Source organism: Streptomyces sp. NPDC058052 (genome assembly GCF_042885515.1).
Classification (GTDB): domain Bacteria; phylum Actinomycetota; class Actinomycetes; order Streptomycetales; family Streptomycetaceae; genus Streptomyces.
The window spans coordinates 112,140-135,491 of record NZ_JBHVRX010000007.1 but is presented as its reverse complement, the minus strand read 5'-3'; the positions used below and the strand labels follow the sequence as shown (position 1 = coordinate 135,491).

The window sequence follows — 23,352 nt, the reverse complement described above, 5'->3', positions numbered from 1 at the left end:
AGGGAGAGACCGGCAAGGATCCCCCCTCGCTCCGACCGGCCGCGTCCCCCGCTGACGTTGGCGTGGGACGGTCCAGAGAGTAGGGAGCGGCGCGACGTGTGCGGTCGAGGCCACACGGCGACCGGTCAGAAAATCATTCGATCAGCCGCCGAGCGGGTTCGCCGGGAGGCCACCGATCAGCGGCAGGCCCTTGCCGGTCTGGTTGAGCTGAGTGGCGGTGTCGGTGACGGTCTTGACCGGGGAGCCCTCGGTGGTGCTGCTGAGCACGTCCGACTTCAGCCCGTTGGCGGCGATCGCCTCCAGGCCGCCGTTGAGGCTGGTCGGGGTCAGCGCCTCGGCCGCCATGGCGGGGGCGGCGGCGCCGAGGGCCATGAGCGAACCGGCGACGACGGCGGCGACCTTGGTGGGCTTCATGGGGAGAATCCTTCCTCTGCACTTTCAACTCTCGTTCCGCACAGGCTTCTTGGGGAATTCCTGTACGTCGTTCTTCTTCTGTAACGAGAGGTGCGCTCCCCGGAAACTCCAGGAGGAAGGATTTCTCGACACTGCACCCGATCGAAGGGGGCCGGTGCTATTTCCGGACGACCGGGCGCACACGTGCCCGTACCGGCCCGGCGGGAGGCCGGACCGGTACGGGGCGGGGGTGCGGTCGCGGGTCAGCGCACCGGCGGCGCCGGCTGCGCCGGCAGCTCGGGCACGGCGGCCGGCGGGACCGGCGGGGCGGCGACGGGGAGCTCCGGCGCCGCGACCGGCGGGTCCACGGGCAGCTGCGGGGCCTCCACCGGGAGCGGGGGCAGCGCGGGCAGACCGGCCAGGTCCGGGGCGGGCAGGCCGCTGCCGAGCACCGTGGCGACGGCGAGGTTGACCAGGGAGGTCAGCGACGCCGTGACCTGCGGGACGACTCCGGCGGCGTCTCCGGAGGTGACGGCGGCGAGCAGTCCGGCGACGGCCTTCTCGACGGTCGCGAGGGCGTCGTCCACAAGGTCGGCGGGCACGGCCTGCGCGGCCCTGGCCCCGGCCGCGGCGGGCAGGGTGCCGGCCGGCTCCGCGGCGGCCGGGGTCTCCGGCAGCGGGGCGGGGGCGGTCTCCCTGGCCCGGTCGACGGCGGCCCGGATCCTGGCCCCGAGGGCCTCGGCGTCGGCCGCGGGGACCTGACCGCCGTCGGCCTCCAGGGCCGCCGTGACGAGTTCGGTGACGGGGGTCGTGACCCCGCCGGCGTCGCCGAGGGCCTCGGTCTGCGCCAGCAGGGCGGCCGCGCCGGGAAGCGGGGCGCGGGCGGCCCGGTCGGCCGCGGGGGACGGATGGAGCTCGTCGGCGACGGCGGGTCCCGCCATGCCGAGGGTGAGGGCGGCGGATATCGCCAGGGCGGTGAGACGGCGTGAAGCCAGGGGACGCATATGTGTTCCTTTTCCTTATGCGTCGGACAACTGCTCTCCCACCGTGCCTGCGGGTATAGCCCTCCGCAACCGCAGAACTACTGAGCGCCACGTACTCGTTCGAGTGAATCCCTCCGTCGGCCTGCCCCTCGAAGGGGCGTACGCCGTTGCACCGGGCGGCGCACGGGGGTGCGTCCGAACGAGTGCCGGCCCGGTGGCCGCAAGGGAAAAGCCGGTGCGCCCACCCCGAGGGGTGGGCGCGCCGGCTTCGGAAGGACCGATCCGACGTGCGAGATCAGGCGTTGACGCAGGCGTTGCCGAAGGTCGGGTTCAGCGCGCCGATGACGCTCACGGTGTTGCCGCAGACGTTGACCGGGATGTGGACCGGGACCTGCACGACGTTGCCGGAGCCGACACCGGGGGACTTCACGGCAGCGCCCTCGGCGATGGAGTCGGCGGCGGCAGCACCGGCGGCGCCGGCGACCGCGGCGGCGGCACCCACGGTCAGGACAACGGCCTTCGCGATACGGGACATGGAGAAGTTCTCCTCGATCGATTTCCAACTCGGACTGCGCGGACTGTTCGGCCCGGCTCCCTCAACAACGCTCCGGATTTTCATCGGTTGCTCTCCCGAACGGGTGACGTTCAACCGATCTTTGGGTCGGCGGAGGGCCATTCGAGCGACGGGCCGGGGAATGGCGCAACACGCTCAACGAGGAACCTGCCGCACAGATACGGGAGTTAGCGTTTCCGAGCATCTAATGCTTACTATCGCTCCGCGCCGGGGTTATAACGTTCCCGAACGTTGCTTCCGGGCCCGCCGCGCGTTCACCCATTTCGTGCGGACGACACCTTCCCCTCCCCCGGTCTTCGCGGGTCTTCCCTTCCTCCTCTCATCAAAGCGGAGAACCTGTATGCGGAATTCAGCGGTTCTTGCCGTGCGTCGCGGCGTGTCGTGCGCCCTGTCGTGCGCGGTGCTGGCCGCCGCGCCGGCGCTCGCCTCCGCCGCCGCGCCGCCCGCGCCCGGGGAGGCGGCACGCGTGCCCTTCGCCGCGCGCTATCAGGCCGAACTGCACGGCGGGATCGTGCGCGCCGCCAACGCCTCGGCGAAGGGCCGGCAGGGCACCGAGACGGCCAACGACGGGGCCGCGATCGGCTACGTCGACGTGGACGACGACCCCCTCACGTACAACTCCAGCCGTGCCGAGCTGCGGGTGCCGGACGGCGCCCGGGTCGCCTGGGCCCGGCTGTACTGGGGCGGAAACCTGCGGGTCGGCGAGCAGAAGCCGCCGAAGGACAACGGGCGGGTGCTGATCGCGGAGCCCGGCGGGCGGTACAAGGAGGTGCTCGCCGACACCCTGGTGGGCCACCGCACCGCCGACGGGGCCGACGCCTTCCAGGCGTCCGCCGACGTCACCGAGCTGGTCCGGTGGACCACGCCCGGGCAGTGGACGGTCGCGCAGGTGAACGTCGCCATGGGCCGCAGCGCGGTGGGCGGCTGGGGCGGCTGGACGCTGGTCGCCGCGTACGAGAAGGCGGACGAGCCGCTGCGCCGGCTGAGCGTCTGGGACGGCTTCGAGACGGTCGGCCCGCGCTCCGGCGAGCTGCGCGTCGCACTCGACCGGCACCGTTATCCGAAGGGCACCGAAGGACGGCTCGGAGTGGTCGCCTATGACGGCGACCGGGGAACTTCCGGGGATTACCTGGAGGTACGGACGGGCCACCGGAAGTCCACCCCGATCGGTGATTCCGCCAATTCCGTGAACGATGTGCTGAACTCCAGCATCACCGAATTCGGCAAGGCCGGGAGCACGCGCTTCCCCGCCTCCGGGAACACCCTGGGGTACGACTCCGACGTCTTCGATCTGCGGGGGGCTCTGCGCCAGGGCGCCGACCGTGTCCACGTCCGGCTCGGCAGCCGCGAGGACACCGTCTGGCTCGGCGCGCTCTTCCTGCAGGCGGACGTACGGCGCTGACGTGGCCCCGATCGAGGCGGACCCCGGGTCCGTCACCGTTCTGCACGCGGTCCAGCCCGGCGACGGCGGGGTCGCCCGGGTCGTCGTCGACCTGGTGCGCGCCCAGCGCGCGGCCGGGCTGCGCCCCGTGGTCGCCTGCCCGCCCGGCACCGCGCTCGCCGCGGAGCTGCGCGCCGAGGGCGCCGGCGTCCACGACTGGCGGGCCGGCCGCGACCCCGGTCCCGCGCTGGTCCGGGAGACCCGTGACCTGGCCCGGGTGGTCCGTGCCGTACGGCCCGGACTCGTCCACGCGCATTCGGCGAAGGCGGGCCTGTGCGCCCGGCTCGCGGTGCGCGGCCGCATCCCGACCGTGTACCAGCCGCACGCCTGGTCCTTCGAGGCCGTCACCGGCACCACCGCCGAACTGGCCCGCCGCTGGGAGCGGTTCGGGGCCCGCTGGACCGACCGGATCCTGTGCGTGAGCGGGGCGGAGCGGCGTACCGGCGAGGAGGCCGGGGTCGAGGCGGCCTGGTCGGTGGTGCACAACGGCGTGGACGTGGCGCGGTTCGCGACCGACGGTCCCGCCGGGAACCCGGCGCCCACCGTGGTGTGTGTGGGCCGGCTCTGCCGGCAGAAGGGCCAGGACGTGCTGCTCGCCGCCTGGCCCGCGGTCCTCGCCGAGGTGCCGGCGGCGCGGCTCGTGCTGGTCGGCGACGGTCCGGACGGGGAGCGGCTGCGGGCCGCCGCCGGTCCTTCGGTGCGGTTCACCGGCGCCGTCGGCGACACCGTGCCCTGGTACCGGGCGGCGGACGTCGTCGTGCTGCCGTCCCGCTGGGAGGGCATGGCGCTGGCGCCGCTGGAGGCGATGGCGGCGGGCCGCCCGGTCGTCGTCACCGACGTCGACGGGGCGCGCGAGAGCCTGCCGCCCGGCCACGAAGCCCCGTGCCTGGTCCCGCCCGAGGACCCGGCCGCCCTCGCCGCCGCTCTCGGCCGCCTTCTCGGCCGGCCGGAGTTGCGGCACCGCCTGGGCCGTGAGGCCCACGAGCACGTCCTCAGCAGATTCGATGTGCGGCGCACCGGCGCGGCCGTCGCGGAGATCTACCGCGAGCTGGCCGGAGTGCGGGGCACCGATCACAGAGAGCCGATTGCGCAGTGACCACGGAAAGTACCAGCGTTCCTTCCTCACCCGGCCCGTGGCCGGTCGCGGGCCCGGCCTTCGGGTCCGCCTCGCTCGCCCCCCGGCGGCGGCTGTCCGGCCGGCTCGCGCTGCCGCGCCACCGGGCCGCAGCCCGCCCGCGGCCGGGTGCGGCGGTGCTGCGGGCCGTCGACTGCCTGGCCGTGCTCGCCGGTGCCGCGCTGCTCGGCCCCGCGCACCAGGACCCGCGGCTGCTGCTGCCGGTCGCGGCGCTGCTGCTCGTCCTCGACGGGCGCGGCGGGCTGTACCGGCCGGCGGCGCACGTCCGGCTGCTCGACGAACTGCCCGCGCTGGCCTCCCGGGCCGGGGTGGTGTGGTGCGTGGCGGCGGCCGGGGCCGCGGCCTGGTCGCCGGCGCTGACGATCGGGCCGCTGCGGCTGTGCGGGGCGTACGCCGTGCACGTCGGGTTCGCGGCCGTGGTGCGGGCGCTGCTGCTCGCGCGCGGGCGGCGGATCGCCCGGGAGCGGCCGCGGTCGGCGCTGGTGGTGGGCCCGCCGGCGGCGGCGCGCCGGTTCGCGGCGGCGGCCCTGCAGCACCCGGAGTACGGGATGCGGCCGGTCGGCGTCGTGGGGCTGCCGGACGGGACGGTCGGTGAGCAGCGGCCGCTGGAGCCGGGGCTGCCGGTGCTGACGACGGCGGAGGAGATCCGCCGGGCGGTCATCCAGAACACGGTCCGCGAGGCGGTGTTCCTGTCGGACGAGCCCGAGCTGGTGACCCTCTTCCAGCACTACGGCTGCGTGACCTGGCGGGTCGGCGGGGAGCGGCGCGCGGGGCCGATGGGCGAGCACGTGTGGGGGTACGCCCGCCGCCGGCTCGTCCCGGCGACCGAGCGGCCCGGCGCGCTGGCCAAGCGGGCGCTGGACATCGCGCTGGCCGGTCCGGCGCTGGCGCTGGCGCTGCCGGTGCTGGCGGTGTGCGCGCTGGCGGTGCGGCTGTCGGACGGGCCCGGGGTGCTGTTCCGGCAGGAGCGGGTGGGCCAGCACGGGCGGCACTTCACGCTGCTGAAGTTCCGTACGCTCCGGCCGTCCGACGAGACGGAGTCCGCGACCCGGTGGAACGTGGCCGGGGACCGGCGGATGAGCGCGGCGGGCGGCTTCCTGCGGAAGTCCTCGCTGGACGAGCTGCCGCAGCTGTGGAACGTGCTCCGCGGCGACATGAGCCTGGTCGGACCGCGTCCCGAACGCCCTTACTTCGTGGCCCAGTTCAGCAAGATCCACGCGGGGTACGCGGCCCGTCACCGGATGCCGGTCGGGCTGACCGGTCTGGCGCAGGTGAACGGGCTGCGCGGGGACACCTCGATCGAGGACCGCTGCCGCTTCGACAACCACTACATCGACCACTGGTCGCTCTGGCAGGACGTCTGCATCCTGGTCCGCACCGCGGCCGGGCTGGTCCGACCGACGGGGAGCTGAGGATGGCCACGGCCGTGACGACGGTGCCGGTCCTCGCGGGGACGCCGGACGCCCGGGCCTGGGCGCGGCGGGCCGGGGCGCTGTCCCCGGTCCTCGCGGTGATCGCGCTGCTCCTGGTGCCGGGCGGCGGCGGGGCGCAGGGCGGGACGGGCGGCACCGGCACGGTCGCCGACGCGGCCTCGGGGCTGCTGGTGCTGGTCTGTCTCGTCCGGGTCCTGCGCGGCGGCGCCCGGCCGCTGACCCGGACCGCGGCGGTGGTGCTGGGGATGCCGGTGTTCGGGGTCTGCCTGGCGGCGATCACCTCGAACGACCCGGCGTCGAGCCTGCCGGGCGTCGCCCGGTACGTGCAGGTCTTCGTGCTGGTCCCGGCGGCGGTGCTGCTGATGGTCCGGGACCGGCGGGACTTCGCGGTGGTGGCGTGGGGCCTGGTGGCGCTGGCGCTGCTCCAGGGAGCGGTGGGCGTCACGCAGTACCTGACGGGGACGGGCGCCTCGTACCAGGGCGAGGACATCCGGGCGGTGGGCACCTTCGGGGCGACCGACGTGATGGGCATGGCGACGGTGGTGGCGTACGGGCTCGTGATCGTCACCGGGATCGCGCTCGGCGCTCCGGCGGGACGGACGCGGACGGCGGCGCTTGTCTGCGCGGTGCTGCTCGTGGTGCCGCTGGTGCTGTCGTTCAGCCGGGGCGCGTGGATCGCGACCGTGCTGGCCTGCGGGATCCAGCTGCTGCTCGGCGGGGTCCGCCGGGCGGCGCGGGTGACGCTGGTGGTGGGCGCGCTCGCGGTGGTGCTGGTCGGCGGGCTGGGGATCGGTTCGTCGATGGTGAAGGAGCGGGTCACCAGCATCACGCAGGTGACGGCGGCGCCGGACCAGTCGGTGACGGACCGGTACACGATGTGGGCGGCGGCCGGGCGGATGTGGGCCTCGGAGCCGCTGACCGGGGTCGGGCTGAAGGGCTTCCCGCAGTACCGGGACTCGAACGCCTCGGTGGCGCTCTCCTCCGGCAGCGACACGGCCGGCGCGGGCGCGGGCTTCCGGAAGCAGCCGCTGCTCTCGCCGCACAACATGTACCTGCTGATCCTCAGCGAGCAGGGGCTGATCGGGCTGATCGCGCTGGCGGGGAGCTGGCTGGCGCTGCTGGTGGGCGCGCTGCGGCGGCGCCGGTCGGGCGCGGACTGCGCGCTGGTGGCGAGCGGGCTGCTCGCCTGGCAGCTGATCGACTTCTTCTACGCGGACATCGGCGGCCCGTCGACGGTGCTGATGTCGGTGGTGTTCGGCCTCGCGGCCTGGTGGGCGCTGACGCCCGGTCCCGAGGGACCGGTGGAGGTGCGCGGTGCGTGACCCGTGGGCCGGTCCGCCGGATCCCACGGACGCGTACGCCGCGCCGCCGGGGCCCGGTGGTCCCGGCGCCGTCCCGCCGTGTCCTCCGTGCCCGCCGCGCGGCGAGCCCCTGACCGACCCCTGGTCCCCCCTGCCCCCGGGCGCCACGGACTCCCCGTGCGCCCCGGGGGCCGCCGTGCTGCCGGGGGCCGGTGCGGGAGCGGGCGCGGGCTCCGGGGCGGGGGCGGGCTCCGGGGCGGGGGCGGGCTCCGGGGCCGGCTCCGTACCCCCGAGGCCCGCGTCCGGTCCTGCGTCCGGTCCCGGTGGTCTCGCGGGAGCCCGGCGGGTCTCCGTCCGCCGTGGCGCGACGGCCGCCGCCGACGTGTGGGCGCCCGCGCCCGGTCCGACGGACGCCGGGGTGCCGCGGCGCTCCCCGGGCGGCTCCGGGCCGGCCGGGCACCGGGCCGGGGCGGCGACCGCCACCCTGGCGGCCCCGCCCGCGGTCCCGCGGACCGGGCGGCGGGCGCACGCCCGGGTGAAGGCGCCGGCGGCGGGCGGGGCGGGGCGCGGGTTCCTGGCCAAGGCGGCGGCGGTGACGGCGGGGCTGACCGCCGTCGGGGCGGTGCTCGGGCTCGTCCGGGACCAGATCCTCGCCGGGTACTTCGGCGCGGGTGCGGAGACGGACGCGTTCCTGGTGGCGTGGACGGTGCCGGAGTTCGCGTCCACGCTGCTCATCGAGGACGCGATGGCGCTGATCCTGGTGCCGGCCTTCTCACGGGCGCTGGCCCGCCGTTCGGGAACGCTGTTCGGGGATCCGGTGCGGGACCTGGTGCGGGGGACGCTGCCGCGGCTCACCCTGTCGGTGGGGCTCGCCGCCGCCGTCCTGGTCGTGGCGGCCCCGTCGGTCGTCCGGCTCCTCGCTCCGGGGCTCTCCGACCCGGGTCTGGCGGTGGACTGCACCCGGCTGACGGCGACCTGTGTGCTCACCTTCGCGCTCGTCGGCTACTGCTCGGCGGCGCTGCGGGCGCACCACGTCTTCCTGCCGCCGGCCGCGATCTACGTGGCGTACAACGTCGGCATCATCGGCACGATGGTGCTCCTGCGCGAGCCGTGGGGGGTGCGGTCGGCCGCCGCCGGGGTCGCGGTCGGCGGGGTGCTGATGGTGCTGGTGCAGGCGCCGGCGCTGCTGCGCGAGCTGCGGGCGCGACCGGTGCCGTCGCGGGAGCCGGAGACGCTCGCGCCGGAGCTCGGCGGGGACGGGCGGCTGATCGTGTTCGGGCTGATCGCGCCGGTCGTCGCCTTCTCCCTGACCCGGCAGTCGCAGACGCTGATCGAGCGCTTCCTCGCCGCGCCGCTGCCGTCGGGGGCGATCTCGCACCTGAACTACGCGCAGAAGATCGCCCAGTTGCCGATGATCCTGTCGCTGATGCTGTGCACGGTCAGCTTCCCGGTGGTCGCGCGGGCGCTGGCCGCGGGCGATCCGGAGGGGGCGCGGCGGCGGGTCGAGCGGGATCTGCTGCTGGCGGCGGTGGTGGTCCTGGTGGGGGCCTCCGTGGTGATCGCCGCCGCCCCCCGCATTGTCGAGCTTCTGTTCCAGCGAGGTGAGTTCGACCGCACGGACACGGTCGCCACCGCCGCCGTCATGCGGGTCTACGCGCTCGGGCTGCTCGGCCAGACCATGGTCGGCGCCCTCGTCCGCTGCTACTTCTCCGCCGCCCGCCCCCTCTGGTACCCGGCCGCCGCGATGGCCGCCGGGCTCGCCGCCACCGCCGCCGCCGGGGTGCCCGGCGCGCACGCCTGGGGCGCCGTCGGCATCGCCGCCGCCAACGCGCTCGGCATCACGCTGACCGCCGTGCTGCTGCTGCGCGGGGCCCACCGGCAGACCGTCCCGGTGCGCGCGGACCGGCTCGGCGAGGGCCTGCTGCGGCTCGCCACCGCGGCCGCCTGGGCGACCGGCGCGGGCTGGCTCTGCTCGACGGCGATCGGGCCGCCCCTGCTCTCCCTCGCCGTCGCGGGCCTGGTGGTCGCCGGCGTGTTCCTGCTCTTCATCGCCTGCGCCGCCAAGGCGCCGGAGATCCCTCCCCTCCCGCACCGCTCACTCCGACGCCGAAGGACCGCCCATGCCCGCCCCCACCGCGCTGCGCCGTCTGCTGCCGAAGCCGCCCCTGTGGGTGAAGCCGCCCCTGTGGGTGGCGATGTACCACTCGATCACGGACACCACTGACGATCCGTACCGGGTGACCGTCTCCCCCGTGCGCTTCGCCCGGCAGCTCCACTGGCTGGGCGACCGGGGGCTGCGCGGGGTGTCGGTGCGGGAGCTGCTCGCCGCGACCGCCGAGGGGCGGGAGAAGGGGCTCGTCGGCCTCACCTTCGACGACGGCTACGCCGACTTCCTCGACTCGGCGCTGCCACTGCTCCGCCGGCACGGCTTCACCGCCACCGTGTACGTCCTGCCGGGCCGGCTCGGCGGCGTCAACGACTGGGACGCCGAGGGCCCGCGCAAGCGGCTGCTCACCGAGGAGGGCATCGAACGGATCGCCGCCGCCGGCATGGAGATCGGCTCGCACGGCCTGACCCACCGGCGGCTGACGGAGGCCGACGACGCCACCCTCGCGGACGAGACCCGGCACTCCCGGACCCTCCTGGAGGAGATCACCGGCGGCCCGGTGGACGGCTTCTGCTACCCGTACGGTGCGGTCGACCCGCGGGTGGTCCGCGCGGTGCGCAAGGCCGGGTACGGCTACGCCTGCGGCATCGATCCCGGCCCGCTGACCAGCGCGCACGCCCTGCCGCGGGTCCACATCGGCGAGGACGACACCTCGTGGCGGCTCACCGCCAAGCGGGCCCTGCACCCGCTGCGCCGCCGCCATCCCGCCGAGCTGATCCCCGTCCAGGCGGGCCCGGCCGCGGCGGTGCTGGGATGAAGGTGCTGCACGTCATCACGGGGCTCGGCATCGGCGGGGCCGAGCAGCAGCTGCGGCTGCTGCTGCGTCACCTGCCCGTCCAGGGGCGGGTGGTGACACTCACCAACCCGGGGCCGGTGGCGGTCGGCATCGAGGCCGACGGCACCCCGGTCACCCACCTGGGCATGACCGGCAACCGGGACGTCGGCGCGCTGCCCCGGCTCGCCCGGCTCGTCCGCGAGGGCGGCTACGACCTCGTCCACACCCATCTCTACCGGGCCTGCGTCTACGGCCGGCTCGCCGCCCGGCTCGGCGGGGTCCGCCGGGTCATCGCCACCGAGCACTCGCTCGGCACCTCGCAGATCGAGGGCCGCCCGCTGTCGGCGGGCACCCGCGCCCTCTACCTGGCCTCGGAGCGGCTCGGCACCTCGACGGTCGCCGTCTCGGCGAGCGTGGCCCGCCGGCTCGCCGACTGGGGCGTGGCACCGGACCGGATCGAGGTCGTGCCGAACGGCATCGAGACCGGCCGCTTCGCCTTCGTCCCGCGCGCCCGCCGCCTCACCCGGGGCGTGCTCGGGATCCCCGAGGACGCGTTCGTGGTCGGCGGGGTGGGGCGGCTCGCGCCGGGCAAGCGGTTCGACCGGCTGATCCGGGCCGTGGCGTCGGTGCCGGAGGCGCGGCTGCTGCTGGTCGGCGACGGCGAGCGGCGCGAGGAGCTGCGCGCGGTGGCCCGCGAGTGCGGCGCCGCCGGCCGGGTCCTCTTCTTCGGCGCCTGCGAGGACCCGCCGGCGGAGGGACCCGCCGGGCCGATGCTCCCCGAACTCCTGGCCGCCATGGACGTCTTCGTCTCCACCTCGCCCGACGAGACCTTCGGCCTCGCCGTCGTCGAGGCGCTCGCCGCCGGACTGCCGGTGCTGTACGTGGCGTGTCCGGCGATCGAGGACCTGCCGGCGGACGCGGCGCCGGGCGCCCGCCGGATCGGCGAGTCGGTACCCGAGCTGATCGGCGCCCTGCGGGACCTGCGGGCCGCGCGCGGCCCCGGGCCCGTACGGCTGCCCGCGCCCGCCGCCGCCCGCCGCTACGACATCGCGCGGAGCGCCGACCGGCTGATGACCCTCTACGACCGGGCCGTCCACGGCCGCCCCGCCTCCGTGCAGTCCCCCTGAAGCCCCTGCCCCCGTCCCTCCGGCGCCCGCCCGGCGCCCCGTGAAGCGAGAGAGCCCGTCATGACCACCACCCCACCCCGCGCCGTCCGCCTGCCCGCCCGACTGCGCTCCCCCGGCCGCTGGGCGGTGCTGCCCGCCGCCGTGGTCGCCGGGGCCGCGCTCGGCGGCGGCTACGGGGTCCTGAAGACCCCCGAGTACGCGGCGACCAGTTACGTCATCGTCGTCCCCGGCGAGAAGTCCGACCCGGCGGCGGCGCTCGGCTTCGCCCAGGCGTACGGGCGGGTCGCCACCGACATCGCGGTGACCGGCGACGCCCAGGTGTGGGCGGGCGTCACCACCGCCACCCTGCGCGAGAGCGTGCGGGCCGAGACCTCCCCGGACGCGCCGATGATCTCGATCACCGCCCGGGCGGCGAAGCCCGCGCAGGCGGTGTCGATCGCCGACGGGGTGGCCCGCTCCCTGGTCCTCAACTCCTCGCACGTCGCGGGCAGCACGGGCGTGAAGGTCGTGCAGTTCTCCCGCGCGACCCGGCCGGCCGACCCGGTGTCGCCGTCCGCGCCGCTCTCCGCGCTGGTCGGCGCCTGCGCCGGCGGACTGCTCGGCGGCCTCGCGCTGCTGGTCCGCCCGAAGCGGGCCGCCGGGCGCGGCGAGGGCCGCCACTCCCGTCCGGCCGCCCCGCCCCACGCCGGGACCGGGGCCGCCGTGCCCGCGCCCGCCGCCCACCAGCCGGAACCGGAGGCGGTGTGACCTTGGGAAGAACCCTGCGGACCGAGCTCTGCCGTACCTCGGAGGACTTCGGACGGCTCGCGGCGGAGTGGACCGACCTGTACGGGCGCTGCTCCTCGGCCACCCCGTTCCAGTCCCACTCCTGGCTGCACTCCTGGTGGGTCTCGTACGGGCGCCCCGGCGCCCTGCGGGTGGTGCTCGTCCGGGACGGGGACGGCGCGCTCGTGGCGGCGGCGCCCCTGATGCGGGCGCGCGGGCCGCTGCCCGTGCTGACCCAGCTCGGCGGCGCGATCACCGACTTCACCGACGTCCTCCTCGACGACGAGCGCCCGGAGGCGGCGGACGCGCTGGCCGGCGCGATCGCCCGTACGGCCCGGGGCGCGGTCGTCGACCTGCGGGAGGTGCGGCCCGGCGCCGCCGCCGAACGGGTCTTCGCCCGGTGGCGGGGCCCGCGCCGCAGGCTCCCGGACTCGCTCTGCCTGGAGCTGCCCGCCGTCCCCATGGAGGGGCTGCTCGAACGGATCCCGTCCGGGAAGGCCCAGCGGGTCCGGGCCAAGCTGCGCAAGCTCGACGCCCTCGGCATCGACGCGCACGTGGTGACCGGCCCCGACGTGCCGGCCGCCCTCGACCGGCTCCTGACCCTCCACCAGCTCCAGTGGCGGGGCCGCGGGGTCACCGCCGAGCACACCAGCGAGCGGTTCGCCCAGCACCTGGCCCGGGCGGTCCGGCCGATGGTGGAGCGCGGCGACGCGATGGTCACCGAGTTCCGGCTCGGCGGGGACGTGGTCGCCGCCGACCTCACCCTGATGTCGCCGCGCCTCGCCGGCGGCTACCTGTACGGCGCCGACCCGGTGCTGCGGGAGCGCAAGGTCGACGTCGCCGCGATGCTGCTGCGGCACGGGGCCCGCGAGACCAGCGCGGGCGGCCGGGCGACGCTGAGCATGCTGCGGGGCAGCGAACCGTACAAGCACCACTGGCGGCCGGAGCCGGTCCGCAACCGGCGCCTGCTGCTCACCGGTCGCGGTACGGCCCCGCTCCTCTGGCTCCACGCGGGCGCCGCCGACGCGCGGCGCTGGGCGGCCCGGCAGGCGCGGGAGCGGGCCTGGGCCGGCCGGCTCCTCGCCCGCCTGCCCGGCCGCGCCCCCGCGTCGGGCGGCTGACCGTCAGAAGGGCCAGACGCCGTTCAGCGCCCCCTTCCAGTCGAGGTCGACTCCCAGGCCGTCCTTCCAGCCGGTGTCCTTCGGCACGCACACCGGCCCGCCGATCCAGCTCTCCACCCAGCCCCCGAGCTCGACCTTCCAGCACTCGGGCGGAGTCTCGGGCCTCGGCTCCGGCTGAGGTTCCGGCCTCGGCTCGGGCTCGGGTTCGGGTTCCGGCTTGGGCTCGGGCTTGGGCTCGGGCTTGGGTTCGGGCTTGGGTTCGGGCTTCGGTTCCGGCTTCGGTTCCGGCTTCGGCTCGGGCTTCGGCTCAGGCTTCGGTTCCGGCTTCGGCTCGGGCTTCGGCTCAGGCTTCGGTTCCGGCTTCGGCTCAGGCTTGGGCTCAGGCTTCGGCTCAGGCTTCGGCTCAGGCTTCGGCTCAGGCTTCGGCTCGGGCTTCGGTTCCGGCTTCGGCTCGGGCTTCGGCTCGGGCTGAGTCGGATCCACGGGATCGACCGGATCCACGGGGTCCACGGGATCGACCGGATCCACCGGGTCCACGGGGTCCACCGGGTCCACGGGGTCCACCGGGTCCACCGGGTCCACCGGGTCCACGGGGTCCACGGGGTCCACGGGGTCCACGGGGTCGACCGGATCCACCGGGTCGACCGGGTCAACCGGATCGACCGGATCCACCGGATCCACCGGATCCACCGGATCCACCGGATCCACCGGATCCACCGGATCCACCGGCACCGACGGCTCCGCCCCGTACAGCATTTCCCGGAACACCCGTGACGACTGCGGATTGTTGTCGCACTGCCAGACGCCGTGCGGGCAGTAGTCGGTGATCGTGTGGTACAGCGGCTTGTGGTCGCGGATCCATTCCAGCATGCGCCGCATGTACGTCGGATTGTCGCCGTTCCGGAAGAGCCCCCATTCCGGATAGGAGATCTGCTTTCCGTGCTCGGCGGCGAAGTCGACCTGTTTCTGGAGCCCGTAGGGCTCGTTCACGTGGCGGTCGAAATCGGCGCCGGGCGGCTGGTCGTACGAGTCCATGCCGATGATGTCGACGACGTCGTCGCCCGGATAGCACTCGGTCCAGGGCACGGCGTCCCGGCCCCGGCTCGGGTTAAAGTCGAAGCGGAACTTCTGGCCGGGTACGGACCGCATGGTCGTGGCGATCCGGTTCCAGTACTTCTTCCACGCGGTCGGGTCGGGACCGCAGCGGTGGGTGTAGGTGGTGCCGTTCATCTCCCAGCCGAGGACGAGGACCGTGTCCAGGGCCCCGGCCTCGACGAGGCGGCGGGCGAGCGTGCGGAAGTGGTGGTCGTAGTAGCCGGCGGCGCCGAGCTGGAGCCGGTGGCGGACCTCGGGGTCGGAGACGCCGGCCTCGTTCCGTTCCAGCATGGGGACGTTGAGGACGAAGAGCCGGTCCCGCTTCGCGTTGCGCCAGTCGGCCCAGGCGTCGAGGAAGCCGGGCGGGCCCTCGATGTTGGACCAGAGGTCGCCGGGCAGGTACGTGTGGCCGACGCGGAGCTCCCGGCCGCCGAGCCAGCGCTCCAGCTGCCCGATCCGGGCGACCCCGAGCGAGCCCGAGTCGAGGAAGGCGCCCATCGCCGTGGTGGCGGGGAGAGTCGGACCGGGGTCCTCCGTCGTTAGAGATGCGGCGGCATGGGCGGGTGCCGACAGCACGACCGAACCCGAGACGAGGAGGCCGGCGGTGATCACCCCCAGCCATCTTCTTGTTCTTCTCGGTGTTCCTCCGACAGGTTCCACGGCCGCTCCTTCACACGCTTACCACTTGACGATCAGTCATTCCGATGTTCCGAAAGTATTCCTAATGAGCCGACCGTGAACTCCGCTTCCCTCCGCTCCGTAGTCCATTAGAGGATTTCATCGCCCAATTGGGGCACCCGAGATGAAGGTGCAATGCCCGTGCCGCCTTTCGACACCCGCGTACCCGCCGTTCTCGTGCGGCTCGACCGGAACCCGTTCCATCACGGGACCCTGGGCGCCGCACGCTCCCTCGGCCGGGCCGGAATCCCGGTCCACGCGGTCGTCGAGGCGGCCGACAGCCCGGTCGCCCGGTCGCGGTACGTGCGCTCGGCCCGCCCCCGGCCCTGCCCGGCGGCCTCCACCGAACTGGCCGCGCTGCTGCTCCGCGTCGCCGCGGAGATCACCGACACCCCGTCAGATCACGTGCTCGCCGTGCCCCTGGACGACATCAGCGCCCTCGCGCTGGCCCGCCGCCGCGCCGACCTCGACGGCAGGATCCTGCTGCCCGAACAGACCGAGGAGCAGCTCCTGAGGGTCGCGGACAAGGCCGCGCTCGCCGCGACCTGCGCCCGACTGGGCCTGCCCCACCCCCGTACCGGACTCCCCGCCGGCGCCGACGAGGCCGCCGCCATGGCCTGGGCGCTCGGGCTGCCGGTGGTCGCCAAGTGGAGCCGCCCCTGGCTGCTCCCGGCCGGGGCCGGACTGCGCAGTACGACGATCCTCCGCTCGCTCGCCGAGGTGCGGGAGCTGTACGGACGCACCTCGCAGGCCGGCAGCCGGCTGCTGCTCCAGGAGCTGCTGCCGCCGGGCCGGGGCCTCGACTGGTTCTTCCACGGGTACGCGGACTCCGCCGGAGGCTGCGCCGCCGGGGCCACCGGCCGCAAGGAGCGCTCCTGGCCGGACGGGGCCGGGCTCACCGCCGTCGGACGCTGGGCGCCCAACCCGGAGGTGGACCGGATCGCCCGCGAACTGCTCGACGCGCTGGACTACCGGGGCGTGTGCGACCTCGACTTCCGGCTCGACCGGACCACCGGCGCGTACCACCTGCTCGACTTCAACCCGCGCCCCGGCGCCCAGTTCCGGCTCTTCGCCGACGCCGCCGGGCTGGACGTGGTGCGGGCCCTGCACCTGGATCTCACCGGCCGGCCGGTACCGCCGCACTCCCCCGCGTACGGACGCCGGTTCGTCGTCGAGAACTACGCGGCGCTCTCCCTGCTCGCCTCCCCCGGCCGCCGGTACGCCCCCGAGCCGGGCGCCGCCCGGCGGCCCGCCGAACGCGCCTGGTTCGCCGCCGACGACCCGGCGCCCGCGCTCGCCATGGGCCGCGCCTGGCTCGTCCACCTGCTGCGCAAGGCCCTGACGGCGGCGCGGCGGAGACTCTCGGCCGGCCGGCCCCGGCACCCGGCCACCCTGCCGGGCCCGTCGGCCCGCGGCTCCTCCACCCAGCTCACCCAGCGATGAAGACGGAAGGCACGATGGCGAACGCGATGGCGAAGGCGAATCCGGTGCATGACCTGGTGGTCGTCGGGGCCGGCCCGTACGGCCTGTCGGTGGCCGCGCACGCGGCGGCCCACGGGCTCGACCCGGTCACCTTCGGCCGCCCCATGGAGTCCTGGCACGCCATGCCCTCCGGGATGTTCCTCAAGTCCGAGCCATGGGCCTCGCACCTCTCCGACCCGGCGGGCGCGTACGGCCTGGACGCCTACGCCGCCGTCCAGGGCGTGCGCGCCGCACACGGCGTGCCGCTCCCGGTCTCCTTCTTCGCCTCCTACGGCGACTGGTTCGCCCGGCAGGCCGTCCCCGCCGTCGACGAGCGGCTGATCACCTCGGTGGCGCCCGCGCCCGAGGGGTTCCTCCTCACCGCGGAGGACGGCGGGACGCTGCGGGCCCGCACGGTCGCCCTCGCCGTCGGCGTGCTCCCCTTCATGGAGGTCCCCGGCCCGCTCCGGCACCTTCCGCGCCGGTACGTCACCCACTCCAGCCACCACGGCGAACTCGGGGAGCTCGCCGGGCGGGACGTCACCGTCGTCGGCGCCGGGCAGGCCGCCCTGGAGACCGCCGCGCTCCTCTCCGAGGCCGGTGCCGCCGCCGTGCGCGTCGTCGCCCGCGCGGACCGGCTCCACTGGAACACCCTGCCGCCCGCCCTCCACCGCGGCCCCTGGCCCGCCCTGCGCGCCCCGCACACGGGCCTCGGCTGCGGCTGGCGGAACAAGCTGTACGCCGACACCCCGGGCGTCTTCCGGCGGCTGCCCGCCCCCACCCGGGCGCGGCTCTTCGGCTCGGCGCTCGGCCCGGCCGGTGCCTGGTGGCTGCGCGAGCGGTTCGCCGCCGTCGCCGACGTCCGCCTGGGGCACCGGATCACGGCGGCGGCCGTCACCGGCGACGACCGGCTCCGGCTCGACGTCGAGGGCCCGGACGGGGCCGCCGTCCTGGAGACCGACCACGTCGTGGCGGCCACCGGCTTCGTCCCCTCGCTCGACCGGGCCGGCGTCCTGGACCCGGCGTTGCGGTCCGCGCTGCGCACGACCGGCCCCGCGGGGGCGCCCGAGACCGGAGCCCTCTTCGAGTCGTCCTGGCCGGGCCTCTTCCTCGCCGGGCTGCTCACCGCCCCCTCGTACGGCCCGTCCATGCGCTTCGTGTTCGGCGCCGGCTACACGGCGGGCCGGCTGGTGAAGGGGGTCCGGCAGCGGCTGCGGGCCGGCGGGCGGGGCGGCGCCCGGGTGGGCCGGCCCCGCGGCGGTGAGCGGGCGCCGGCGGGAGTTCGGTCCCTCCGGTGACGCGGACCGGCCCCGGGGAGCGGATGCTCTCCCCGGGGCCGGTCCGTGCCGTGTCCGCGGATGCGGCGGCCTGGGTCAGGCGTTGACGCAGACGTTGCCGGCGGCCGGGTTCAGCGCACCGATGACGTTGATGCTGTTGCCGCACACGTTGATCGGGATGTGGATCGGGATCTGGACGACGTTGCCCGAGAGGACACCCGGCGAACCGATGGCGGCACCGTGCGCGTCGGCGTCGGCGAAGGCGGGCGTGGCCGCGCCCATGGCCATGATGACTCCGGCGATGACGGCAGCAGCCTTCTTGCACTTCATTTCGTCTGGTTCCTTTCCTCGGCGGAAGATCGGCCTCCGCCGCACACAGGGACAACGACAACCTCCCGCGAAGGAAACCGGGAATTCGGCTCCGACTCGGGGCATTCACTCCGTTGCGCACACGACACAGGGCCGGAGGAAGGAATTCCTCCGGCCCTGTGGCGCGCTTCCGGATCAGCCGTTGCCGATGCCGTTCCCGGAGAGGACCGGGATGTCCTCCAGGACGTGCGACAGCGGCTCGTCACCCTTGGCCTGGGTGGAGTTCTCCGCGCACTGCTGGTTCTGCGGGGAGGAGAGGACGTTGACGTCCTGGACGGAGACCGGGACGAGGACACCGAGGATCGGGCCGACGTTGCCCTTGACCGGGGCGCCGAGGCACAGCTTGTTCAGGGAGCCCTGGACGGCGGAGAACTGCGGGCTCATGTCACCGGCGGTCTTGGAGTTGCCGAACGCCTGGTGGGCGCCGTTCCCGGAGAGGGAGGTCGTGCCGCCGTCGTTGGCGATGGCCATCGCGGGGGCGGCGGCCGCGGCGGCGAAGCCGACGGCCGAAGCGGTGACGGCCGCGGCCGCCATCATCTTCTTGATCACGGTGAATCCGTTCTGTTCCCACCAATCGACCTGATTGATGCGACCGGATCAACCTGCCGTCGAGGGGGGAGGTTCCGGCGCTTCACCCGATCGACTGGGTACCCCGGCGAGCGCTGCCGTGCGCGCTCCGCCAACGGGGTGACAGAGCGGAACCCGCCGGTCCGGGGCGAGTTGATCAGGGGGCTCCCTGCACGGAGCCGGTTCTAGAAGGGAACTACCGTGATCAAGAAGGTCATGGCCACCGCGGCCGCCGCCGCCGCGATCGTCGGCGCCTCCGCCGCCGCGGCCACCCCCGCCCTCGCCATCGCCGACGACGGCGGCACCACCTCCAAGAGCGGCAACTTCGCCCACCAGGAGTTCGGGAACTCCGCGACCTACGGGCACATGAGCCCGCAGTTCGCGCTCGTCCAGGGATCCCTGAACAAGCCGTGCGTGGGCCTGCCGGCCAAGCTCAACGCCGGTTCGCTCGCGGGCCTGATCCCGATCGCGGTCCAGGACGTCAACGTCCTCTCCTCCCCGCAGAACCAGCAGTGCGTCGAGAACTCGACGCAGGCCAAGGGCGACGAGCCGCTGTCGCACCTGCTGGAGGACATCCCGATCCTCTCGGGCAACGGCGTGGCCAACGGCTGACGTCCGCCTCCCCGGCGACGTCCGCGCGTCGAGGGGCCGCCCCGCCGGGGCGGCCCCTTCGCGCGTACGAGCCCTAACGCGGCCAGACGGGAGTCGACATCAGCCGCTCCCATTCCCGGTCCGGCATTCCCGGTACCGTCCGGCCCGCCTGCGTCCACTGGGTCACCAGGGCGGAATAGACGGGAAATTGCTGCGTCGACCGGATCGGGTCGGCGATCTGCGGCTCGCTCACATACCGGCTCTTCGGAATGAAGGCCATCCGTTCCCATTTCCCGGGACTCCCGGGATCCGGCGGCGCCATCCTCGCTCCTTCCGCTGCTATTCCCGCATCATTACACAAGCCTCGCAACGGAGTGATTCAGGAACTCGATGTCGCGTCGCGTATCTCTGTGCGAGCGGCACCGAAATACCGTGCGGGCATGAGATTCCCGCGCCCGTGGCGGCTCCTGGTCGCACCGGCGGCGCTTCTCGCGCTCGCCCCCGGTGCCCTCGCCTCCGCCCTCGGCGGTCCCGCCGAACTCCCCGCTCCCGCACGGGGACTGAACCTGCTCGTCGTCGGTACGGACTCGCGGTCCGGGGTCACCGCCGCGGAGAAGACACGCTTCCGGCTCGGCGGCCAGGACTGCGACTGCACCGACGTGATGATGCTCGTGCACGTCTCCGCCAGGAACGACCGGGTCAGCGTGGTGTCGCTGCCCCGCGACTCGCTGGCCGAACTCCCCGGCCCCCACACCGACCTGCGGACCGGCGCCGTCCACGAGCGCCACCTCGCGAAGATCAACGCCGCCCACGCGGAAGGCGGCCCGCTGCTGACGATCGAGACCGTCGAGGCGGCGACCGGACTCGACGTCCACCGCTATCTGGAGGTCGACTTCCGGCGGTTCATGGACACCGTCGACCGGATCGACGGCGGCGTCCCGATCTGCACCGCGAAGCCGCTGAAGGACCCGGCGACCGGACTCGACCTGGCGGTCGGCACCCGACGGGTGGGCGGCGGCGAGGGGCTGCAGTACGTGCGCTCGCGGAAGGCCGACGGGGAGATGGACTTCGGCCGCATCCGGAAGCAGCAGAAGTTCGTCGTCAACACGCTGCACCGGATCCGGTCCGGCGGGATCCTCAAGGACCCGGCGAGGCTGAGGGCGCTCGCCTCGACCCTGCGCGGGACCGAGGCCGTCGAGCGCGGCGTCTCGCCGGCCGGGCTCCTCGCGCTCGCCGCCCGGCTGAGGGCGGTCGGCCCGTCCCGCACCGAGTTGGCGACCGTCCCCGTACGGGGCTTCAACCCGCTCGTCGAGGGCGTCGGGTCCACGGTGGGCTGGGACGAGGAGGGAGCCGCGAAGGTCTTCGCGCGGCTCCGCGCCGACCGTCCGCTGCCGTCCGGCGACGCCGTCGCCCCGAGCGGGATCTCCGTCGCCGACTACGCCCCCGCCAGGGGTTCTTCGCTCATCTGCCCGTAGGCCGTCCGGTGGACATGCCGGAACCTCCGGCCCTCCGGCCAGTTGATCAGCACGGCTCGCCACTCGGCGCGGGCCAGTCATCCGAAAGGCCAGAACATGAAGAAGCTCCTCGCGACCGCTGCGGTGGCTGTTTCGGTCGTCGGCGCGACGGCCGGGCAGGCGCTCGCGATCGCCGACGACGGTGGCACCACCTCGCTCTCCGGCAACGGCGCGCACCAGGAGTTCGGCAACTCCGCCACCTACGGCAACATGAGCCCGCAGTTCGCGCTCGTCCAGGGCTCCCTGAACAAGCCGTGCATCGGCCTCCCGGCCAAGGTCAACGCCGGTTCGCTGATCGGTGCCATCCCGATCGCGGTCCAGGACATCAACGTCCTGTCCTCCCCGCAGAACCAGCAGTGCGTCGAGAACTCGACCCAGGCCAAGGGCGACGAGCCGCTGTCGCACATCCTCAGCGACATCCCCGTGCTGTCCGGCAACGGCGCCGGCAACCACTGAGCATCGCCGCTCGGCCACGGCGCGGCCCCGCCACCCCTCTCCGGAAGGGCGGCGGGGCCGTGTCCGTTCGGGGCCTCAGCGCAGCCCGCGGGCCAGGGCGTCCGGGTCGGTGACGGGTGCGTCGCAGGTGAAGTGACGGCAGACGTACGCGGCGGGTGACCCGGCGACCAGGGGGCGGTCCCGGAGGAGCGGGAACTCCTCGCTGCCGGGGGCTCCGGCGGCGAGGACCGCCCCGGGGGTGGCCGCCCTCAGCGCCGTGCGGCGCAGCTCCTGGAAGGCGGGGTCGGCGGCGGCGCCGACCACGGCGATCTCGCGGGGGCCGTCGAGCAGGGCCTCGGCCACGGCGAGGCCCCAGCCGATGAAGCGGGGGGCGCGCGGGCCGAGCGCCTTGACCACGCCGAGCGCGCCCTCGGCGGCGGCCCGGTGGGCCTCCGAGCCGGTGTGGGCCGCGTACGAGAGCAGTGCTCCGGCGGCGGCGGTCCAGCCGGACGGGGTGGCGTTGTCGGTGGGGTCCTGGGGGCGCCGGATGAGGGTCTCGGCGTCGTGGGCCGTGTCGTACAGCGTGCCTCCCTCGCCGGTGAAGCGGTCGAGGACGTGGTCCAGGAGGAGTCCGGCGAAGTCCAGCCAGGCGCCCTCGCCGGTGACGGCGGCGAGGGCGAGGAAGCCTTCGGCGACGTCGGCGTAGTCCTCCAGGACGCCCGCGTTGGTCCCGGCCCGCCCGTCCTTCGAGGTGCGGGCGAGCCGGCCGCCGTCGTCGAGGTGGACGCGGACCAGCAGGTCGGCGGCCTCGGTGGCGCGCTCGACCAGGTCGGGGCGGTCGAAGAGGGCACCGGTCTCGGCGAGGGCGGCGATCGCGAGGCCGTTCCAGGCGGCGACGATCTTGTCGTCGCGGCCGGGGCGCTCGCGCCGCTCGCGGGCCGCGTGCAGCCGGGTGCGGACCGAGGCGATTCGGCCGGCGTCGGCGGGGCCCGCCTCCTGGGGGAGCTGGAGGACGGAGCTGCCGTGCTCGAAGGTGCCGTCCTCGGTGACGCCGTAGTGGGTGGCGGCGAGGGCGGCGTCCTGCTCGCCGAGGACCTCGGCGAGCTGGGCGGGCGTCCAGGCGTAGTAGGCGCCCTCGACGTGCCGGCCGGTGCCGTCGTCGGAGTCCGCGTCGAGCGCGGAGGCGAGACCGCCCTCGGGGGTGCGGAGCTCGCGGACCATGAAGTCGGCGGTCTCCAGGGCGACCCGGCGGGCGAGGTCGCTGCCGGTGGCCTTCCAGAGGTGGGCGTAGACGCGGCAGAGCAGCGCGTTGTCGTAGAGCATCTTCTCGAAGTGCGGGACGACCCAGGCGCGGTCCACGGCGTAGCGGGCGAAGCCGCCGCCGAGCTGGTCGTAGATGCCGCCGCGGGCCATCGCCTCGCAGGTGTCGGCGGCCATCTGGAGGGCGCCCTCGGAGCCGGTGCGGGCGTGGTGGCGGAGCAGGAACTCCAGGACCATCGACGGGGGGAACTTGGGGGCGCCGCCGAAGCCGCCGCGGGTGGCGTCGTACTCGCGGGTGAGGCCGAGCAGGGCGGCGGCGAGTTCCTCCTCGCCGGGCAGGCCGTCGCCGGCGACGGCGAGGGAGCGGCCGGCGAGGTCCTTCACGATGCGGTCGGCGACCTCGGCGACCTCGCCGCGGCGGTCGGCCCAGGCGGCACGGACGCCGTCGAGGACCTCGGGGAAGGACGGCATGCCGTGGCGGGGCTCCGGCGGGAAGTAGGTGCCGAAGTAGAAGGGGGCCGCGTCGGGGGTGAGGAAGACGGTCATGGGCCAGCCGCCCTGGCCGGTGGCGGCCTGGACGGCCTCCATGTAGACGGCGTCGACGTCGGGCCGCTCCTCGCGGTCGACCTTGACGGCGACGAAGTGCTCGTTGACCAGCGCGGCGGTGGCCTCGTCCTCGAAGGACTCGTGGGCCATCACGTGGCACCAGTGGCAGGAGCTGTAGCCGACGCTCAGGAGGACGGGGACGTCGCGGCGCCGGGCCTCCTCGAACGCCTCGGCCGACCAGGGCCACCAGTCGACCGGGTTGTCGGCGTGCTGGAGCAGATAGGGAGAGGTCTCATGGGCCAGTCGGTTCGCCATGGGCCCCATCCTCGCGCACCCGCCTCCGG

At 74.8% G+C, this 23,352-nt stretch carries 22 protein-coding genes; 14 read left to right on the top strand and 8 right to left on the bottom strand.

From position 1 onward, the window contains the following. Window positions 1–141 precede the first annotated feature (141 nt). The 3 genes from ACFVU3_RS12575 to ACFVU3_RS12565 form a co-directional block, all read right to left on the bottom strand. Complete coding sequence (locus ACFVU3_RS12575; RefSeq protein WP_390065858.1) at window positions 142–414, bottom strand: hypothetical protein; 273 nt, start codon at window positions 412–414, stop codon at window positions 142–144. A 242-nt stretch (window positions 415–656) separates the two neighbouring features. After that, window positions 657–1,397, bottom strand: coding sequence for a hypothetical protein (locus tag ACFVU3_RS12570; protein ID WP_390065857.1), 741 nt, complete (start codon window positions 1,395–1,397; stop codon window positions 657–659). Window positions 1,398–1,671: 274 nt separating this feature from the next. Further along, on the bottom strand, window positions 1,672–1,911 hold the full coding sequence (locus ACFVU3_RS12565) for a chaplin (protein WP_390065856.1): 240 nt from the start codon (window positions 1,909–1,911) through the stop codon (window positions 1,672–1,674). Between the two features lie 379 nt (window positions 1,912–2,290). Here ACFVU3_RS12565 and ACFVU3_RS12560 point away from each other — a divergent pair, with 379 nt between their 5' ends. The 9 genes from ACFVU3_RS12560 to ACFVU3_RS12520 all read left to right on the top strand — a co-directional run bounded on the left by ACFVU3_RS12560 (window position 2,291) and on the right by ACFVU3_RS12520 (window position 13,215). Next, window positions 2,291–3,352, top strand: a complete 1,062-nt coding sequence (locus tag ACFVU3_RS12560) for a DUF3344 domain-containing protein (RefSeq protein ID WP_390065855.1) — start codon at window positions 2,291–2,293, stop codon at window positions 3,350–3,352. A gap of 1 nt (window position 3,353) precedes the next feature. Then, window positions 3,354–4,487, top strand: coding sequence for a glycosyltransferase (locus tag ACFVU3_RS12555; protein ID WP_390065854.1), 1,134 nt, complete (start codon window positions 3,354–3,356; stop codon window positions 4,485–4,487). Beyond that, window positions 4,484–5,938, top strand: a complete 1,455-nt coding sequence (locus tag ACFVU3_RS12550) for a sugar transferase (protein WP_390065853.1) — start codon at window positions 4,484–4,486, stop codon at window positions 5,936–5,938. Before ACFVU3_RS12555 ends, ACFVU3_RS12550 begins: the two co-directional genes overlap by 4 nt. Window positions 5,939–5,940: 2 nt before the next feature. Then, window positions 5,941–7,281 carry an O-antigen ligase family protein gene (locus ACFVU3_RS12545; RefSeq protein WP_390065852.1) on the top strand — a complete coding sequence of 447 codons (1,341 nt, stop codon included), beginning with the start codon at window positions 5,941–5,943 and terminating at the stop codon, window positions 7,279–7,281. A gap of 397 nt (window positions 7,282–7,678) precedes the next feature. Beyond that, window positions 7,679–9,484 carry a murein biosynthesis integral membrane protein MurJ gene (gene murJ / locus ACFVU3_RS12540; protein ID WP_390065851.1) on the top strand — a complete coding sequence of 602 codons (1,806 nt, stop codon included), beginning with the start codon at window positions 7,679–7,681 and terminating at the stop codon, window positions 9,482–9,484. After that, window positions 9,381–10,184 (top strand): polysaccharide deacetylase family protein, encoded by an 804-nt coding sequence (locus tag ACFVU3_RS12535; RefSeq protein WP_390065850.1) that lies wholly within the window; start codon window positions 9,381–9,383, stop codon window positions 10,182–10,184. The genes murJ and ACFVU3_RS12535 overlap by 104 nt, the downstream gene beginning before the upstream one ends. Further along, a complete protein-coding gene (locus tag ACFVU3_RS12530) occupies window positions 10,181–11,329 on the top strand; it encodes a glycosyltransferase (RefSeq protein ID WP_390065849.1) in 1,149 nt (382 codons plus the stop codon). The genes ACFVU3_RS12535 and ACFVU3_RS12530 overlap by 4 nt, the downstream gene beginning before the upstream one ends. Before the next feature lie 60 nt (window positions 11,330–11,389). Next, window positions 11,390–12,076, top strand: a complete 687-nt coding sequence (locus tag ACFVU3_RS12525; protein WP_390065848.1) for a lipopolysaccharide biosynthesis protein — start codon at window positions 11,390–11,392, stop codon at window positions 12,074–12,076. Next, the gene (locus tag ACFVU3_RS12520) at window positions 12,073–13,215 is read left to right on the top strand and encodes a GNAT family N-acetyltransferase (RefSeq protein ID WP_390065847.1); all 1,143 of its coding nucleotides are present in this window, start codon (window positions 12,073–12,075) and stop codon (window positions 13,213–13,215) included. The genes ACFVU3_RS12525 and ACFVU3_RS12520 overlap by 4 nt, the downstream gene beginning before the upstream one ends. A 3-nt stretch (window positions 13,216–13,218) precedes the next feature. On the opposite strand, the gene ACFVU3_RS12515 is transcribed toward ACFVU3_RS12520, so the two are convergent. Then, window positions 13,219–14,922, bottom strand: coding sequence for a glycoside hydrolase family 26 protein (locus ACFVU3_RS12515; protein ID WP_390065846.1), 1,704 nt, complete (start codon window positions 14,920–14,922; stop codon window positions 13,219–13,221). Between the two features lie 201 nt (window positions 14,923–15,123). Between ACFVU3_RS12515 and ACFVU3_RS12510 the strand changes: the two genes are divergently transcribed. Next, window positions 15,124–16,431, top strand: coding sequence for an ATP-grasp domain-containing protein (locus tag ACFVU3_RS12510; protein ID WP_390065845.1), 1,308 nt, complete (start codon window positions 15,124–15,126; stop codon window positions 16,429–16,431). Window positions 16,432–16,475: 44 nt separating this feature from the next. Further along, window positions 16,476–17,747 carry an FAD-dependent oxidoreductase gene (locus ACFVU3_RS12505; RefSeq protein ID WP_390066007.1) on the top strand — a complete coding sequence of 424 codons (1,272 nt, stop codon included), beginning with the start codon at window positions 16,476–16,478 and terminating at the stop codon, window positions 17,745–17,747. A 75-nt stretch (window positions 17,748–17,822) separates the two neighbouring features. Here ACFVU3_RS12505 and ACFVU3_RS12500 read toward each other — a convergent pair whose 3' ends face one another. Both ACFVU3_RS12500 and ACFVU3_RS12495 read right to left on the bottom strand, forming a co-directional pair. Next, the gene (locus ACFVU3_RS12500) at window positions 17,823–18,056 is read right to left on the bottom strand and encodes a chaplin (protein ID WP_390065844.1); all 234 of its coding nucleotides are present in this window, start codon (window positions 18,054–18,056) and stop codon (window positions 17,823–17,825) included. Window positions 18,057–18,230: 174 nt separating this feature from the next. Beyond that, the gene (locus ACFVU3_RS12495; protein WP_390065843.1) at window positions 18,231–18,644 is read right to left on the bottom strand and encodes a rodlin; all 414 of its coding nucleotides are present in this window, start codon (window positions 18,642–18,644) and stop codon (window positions 18,231–18,233) included. 219 nt (window positions 18,645–18,863) lie between these two features. On the opposite strand from ACFVU3_RS12495, the gene ACFVU3_RS12490 reads away from it, so the two are divergent. Beyond that, window positions 18,864–19,274 (top strand): rodlin, encoded by a 411-nt coding sequence (locus ACFVU3_RS12490; RefSeq protein ID WP_390065842.1) that lies wholly within the window; start codon window positions 18,864–18,866, stop codon window positions 19,272–19,274. A 73-nt stretch (window positions 19,275–19,347) separates the two neighbouring features. Here the strand turns inward: ACFVU3_RS12490 and ACFVU3_RS12485 are convergent, their stop codons facing one another. Next, the gene (locus ACFVU3_RS12485) at window positions 19,348–19,533 is read right to left on the bottom strand and encodes a hypothetical protein (RefSeq protein WP_390065841.1); all 186 of its coding nucleotides are present in this window, start codon (window positions 19,531–19,533) and stop codon (window positions 19,348–19,350) included. A 160-nt stretch (window positions 19,534–19,693) separates the two neighbouring features. Between ACFVU3_RS12485 and ACFVU3_RS12480 the strand changes: the two genes are divergently transcribed. Both ACFVU3_RS12480 and ACFVU3_RS12475 read left to right on the top strand, forming a co-directional pair. Beyond that, a complete protein-coding gene (locus tag ACFVU3_RS12480) occupies window positions 19,694–20,728 on the top strand; it encodes an LCP family protein (protein ID WP_390065840.1) in 1,035 nt (344 codons plus the stop codon). A 96-nt stretch (window positions 20,729–20,824) separates the two neighbouring features. Further along, complete coding sequence (locus ACFVU3_RS12475) at window positions 20,825–21,223, top strand: rodlin (RefSeq protein ID WP_376599753.1); 399 nt, start codon at window positions 20,825–20,827, stop codon at window positions 21,221–21,223. A 75-nt stretch (window positions 21,224–21,298) separates the two neighbouring features. Here the strand turns inward: ACFVU3_RS12475 and ACFVU3_RS12470 are convergent, their stop codons facing one another. Continuing rightward, window positions 21,299–23,323: a thioredoxin domain-containing protein gene (locus ACFVU3_RS12470; RefSeq protein ID WP_390065839.1), complete on the bottom strand. Its 2,025-nt coding sequence runs from the start codon at window positions 23,321–23,323 to the stop codon at window positions 21,299–21,301. Window positions 23,324–23,352 lie beyond the last annotated feature (29 nt).

What these genes read in the sequence shown, in the direction of transcription:
- ACFVU3_RS12575 (WP_390065858.1), bottom strand. Translation starts at nt 414, where the DNA reads ATGAAGCCCACCAAGGTCGCCGCCGTCGTCGCCGGTTCGCTCATGGCC.
- ACFVU3_RS12570 (WP_390065857.1), bottom strand. Translation starts at nt 1,397, where the DNA reads ATGCGTCCCCTGGCTTCACGCCGTCTCACCGCCCTGGCGATATCCGCC.
- ACFVU3_RS12565 (WP_390065856.1), bottom strand. Translation starts at nt 1,911, where the DNA reads ATGTCCCGTATCGCGAAGGCCGTTGTCCTGACCGTGGGTGCCGCCGCC.
- ACFVU3_RS12560 (WP_390065855.1), top strand. Translation starts at nt 2,291, where the DNA reads ATGCGGAATTCAGCGGTTCTTGCCGTGCGTCGCGGCGTGTCGTGCGCC.
- ACFVU3_RS12545 (WP_390065852.1), top strand. Translation starts at nt 5,941, where the DNA reads ATGGCCACGGCCGTGACGACGGTGCCGGTCCTCGCGGGGACGCCGGAC.
- ACFVU3_RS12535 (WP_390065850.1), top strand. Translation starts at nt 9,381, where the DNA reads ATGCCCGCCCCCACCGCGCTGCGCCGTCTGCTGCCGAAGCCGCCCCTG.
- ACFVU3_RS12530 (WP_390065849.1), top strand. Translation starts at nt 10,181, where the DNA reads ATGAAGGTGCTGCACGTCATCACGGGGCTCGGCATCGGCGGGGCCGAG.
- ACFVU3_RS12525 (WP_390065848.1), top strand. Translation starts at nt 11,390, where the DNA reads ATGACCACCACCCCACCCCGCGCCGTCCGCCTGCCCGCCCGACTGCGC.
- ACFVU3_RS12510 (WP_390065845.1), top strand. Translation starts at nt 15,124, where the DNA reads ATGCCCGTGCCGCCTTTCGACACCCGCGTACCCGCCGTTCTCGTGCGG.
- ACFVU3_RS12500 (WP_390065844.1), bottom strand. Translation starts at nt 18,056, where the DNA reads ATGAAGTGCAAGAAGGCTGCTGCCGTCATCGCCGGAGTCATCATGGCC.
- ACFVU3_RS12485 (WP_390065841.1), bottom strand. Translation starts at nt 19,533, where the DNA reads ATGGCCTTCATTCCGAAGAGCCGGTATGTGAGCGAGCCGCAGATCGCC.
- ACFVU3_RS12480 (WP_390065840.1), top strand. Translation starts at nt 19,694, where the DNA reads ATGAGATTCCCGCGCCCGTGGCGGCTCCTGGTCGCACCGGCGGCGCTT.
- ACFVU3_RS12475 (WP_376599753.1), top strand. Translation starts at nt 20,825, where the DNA reads ATGAAGAAGCTCCTCGCGACCGCTGCGGTGGCTGTTTCGGTCGTCGGC.
- ACFVU3_RS12470 (WP_390065839.1), bottom strand. Translation starts at nt 23,323, where the DNA reads ATGGCGAACCGACTGGCCCATGAGACCTCTCCCTATCTGCTCCAGCAC.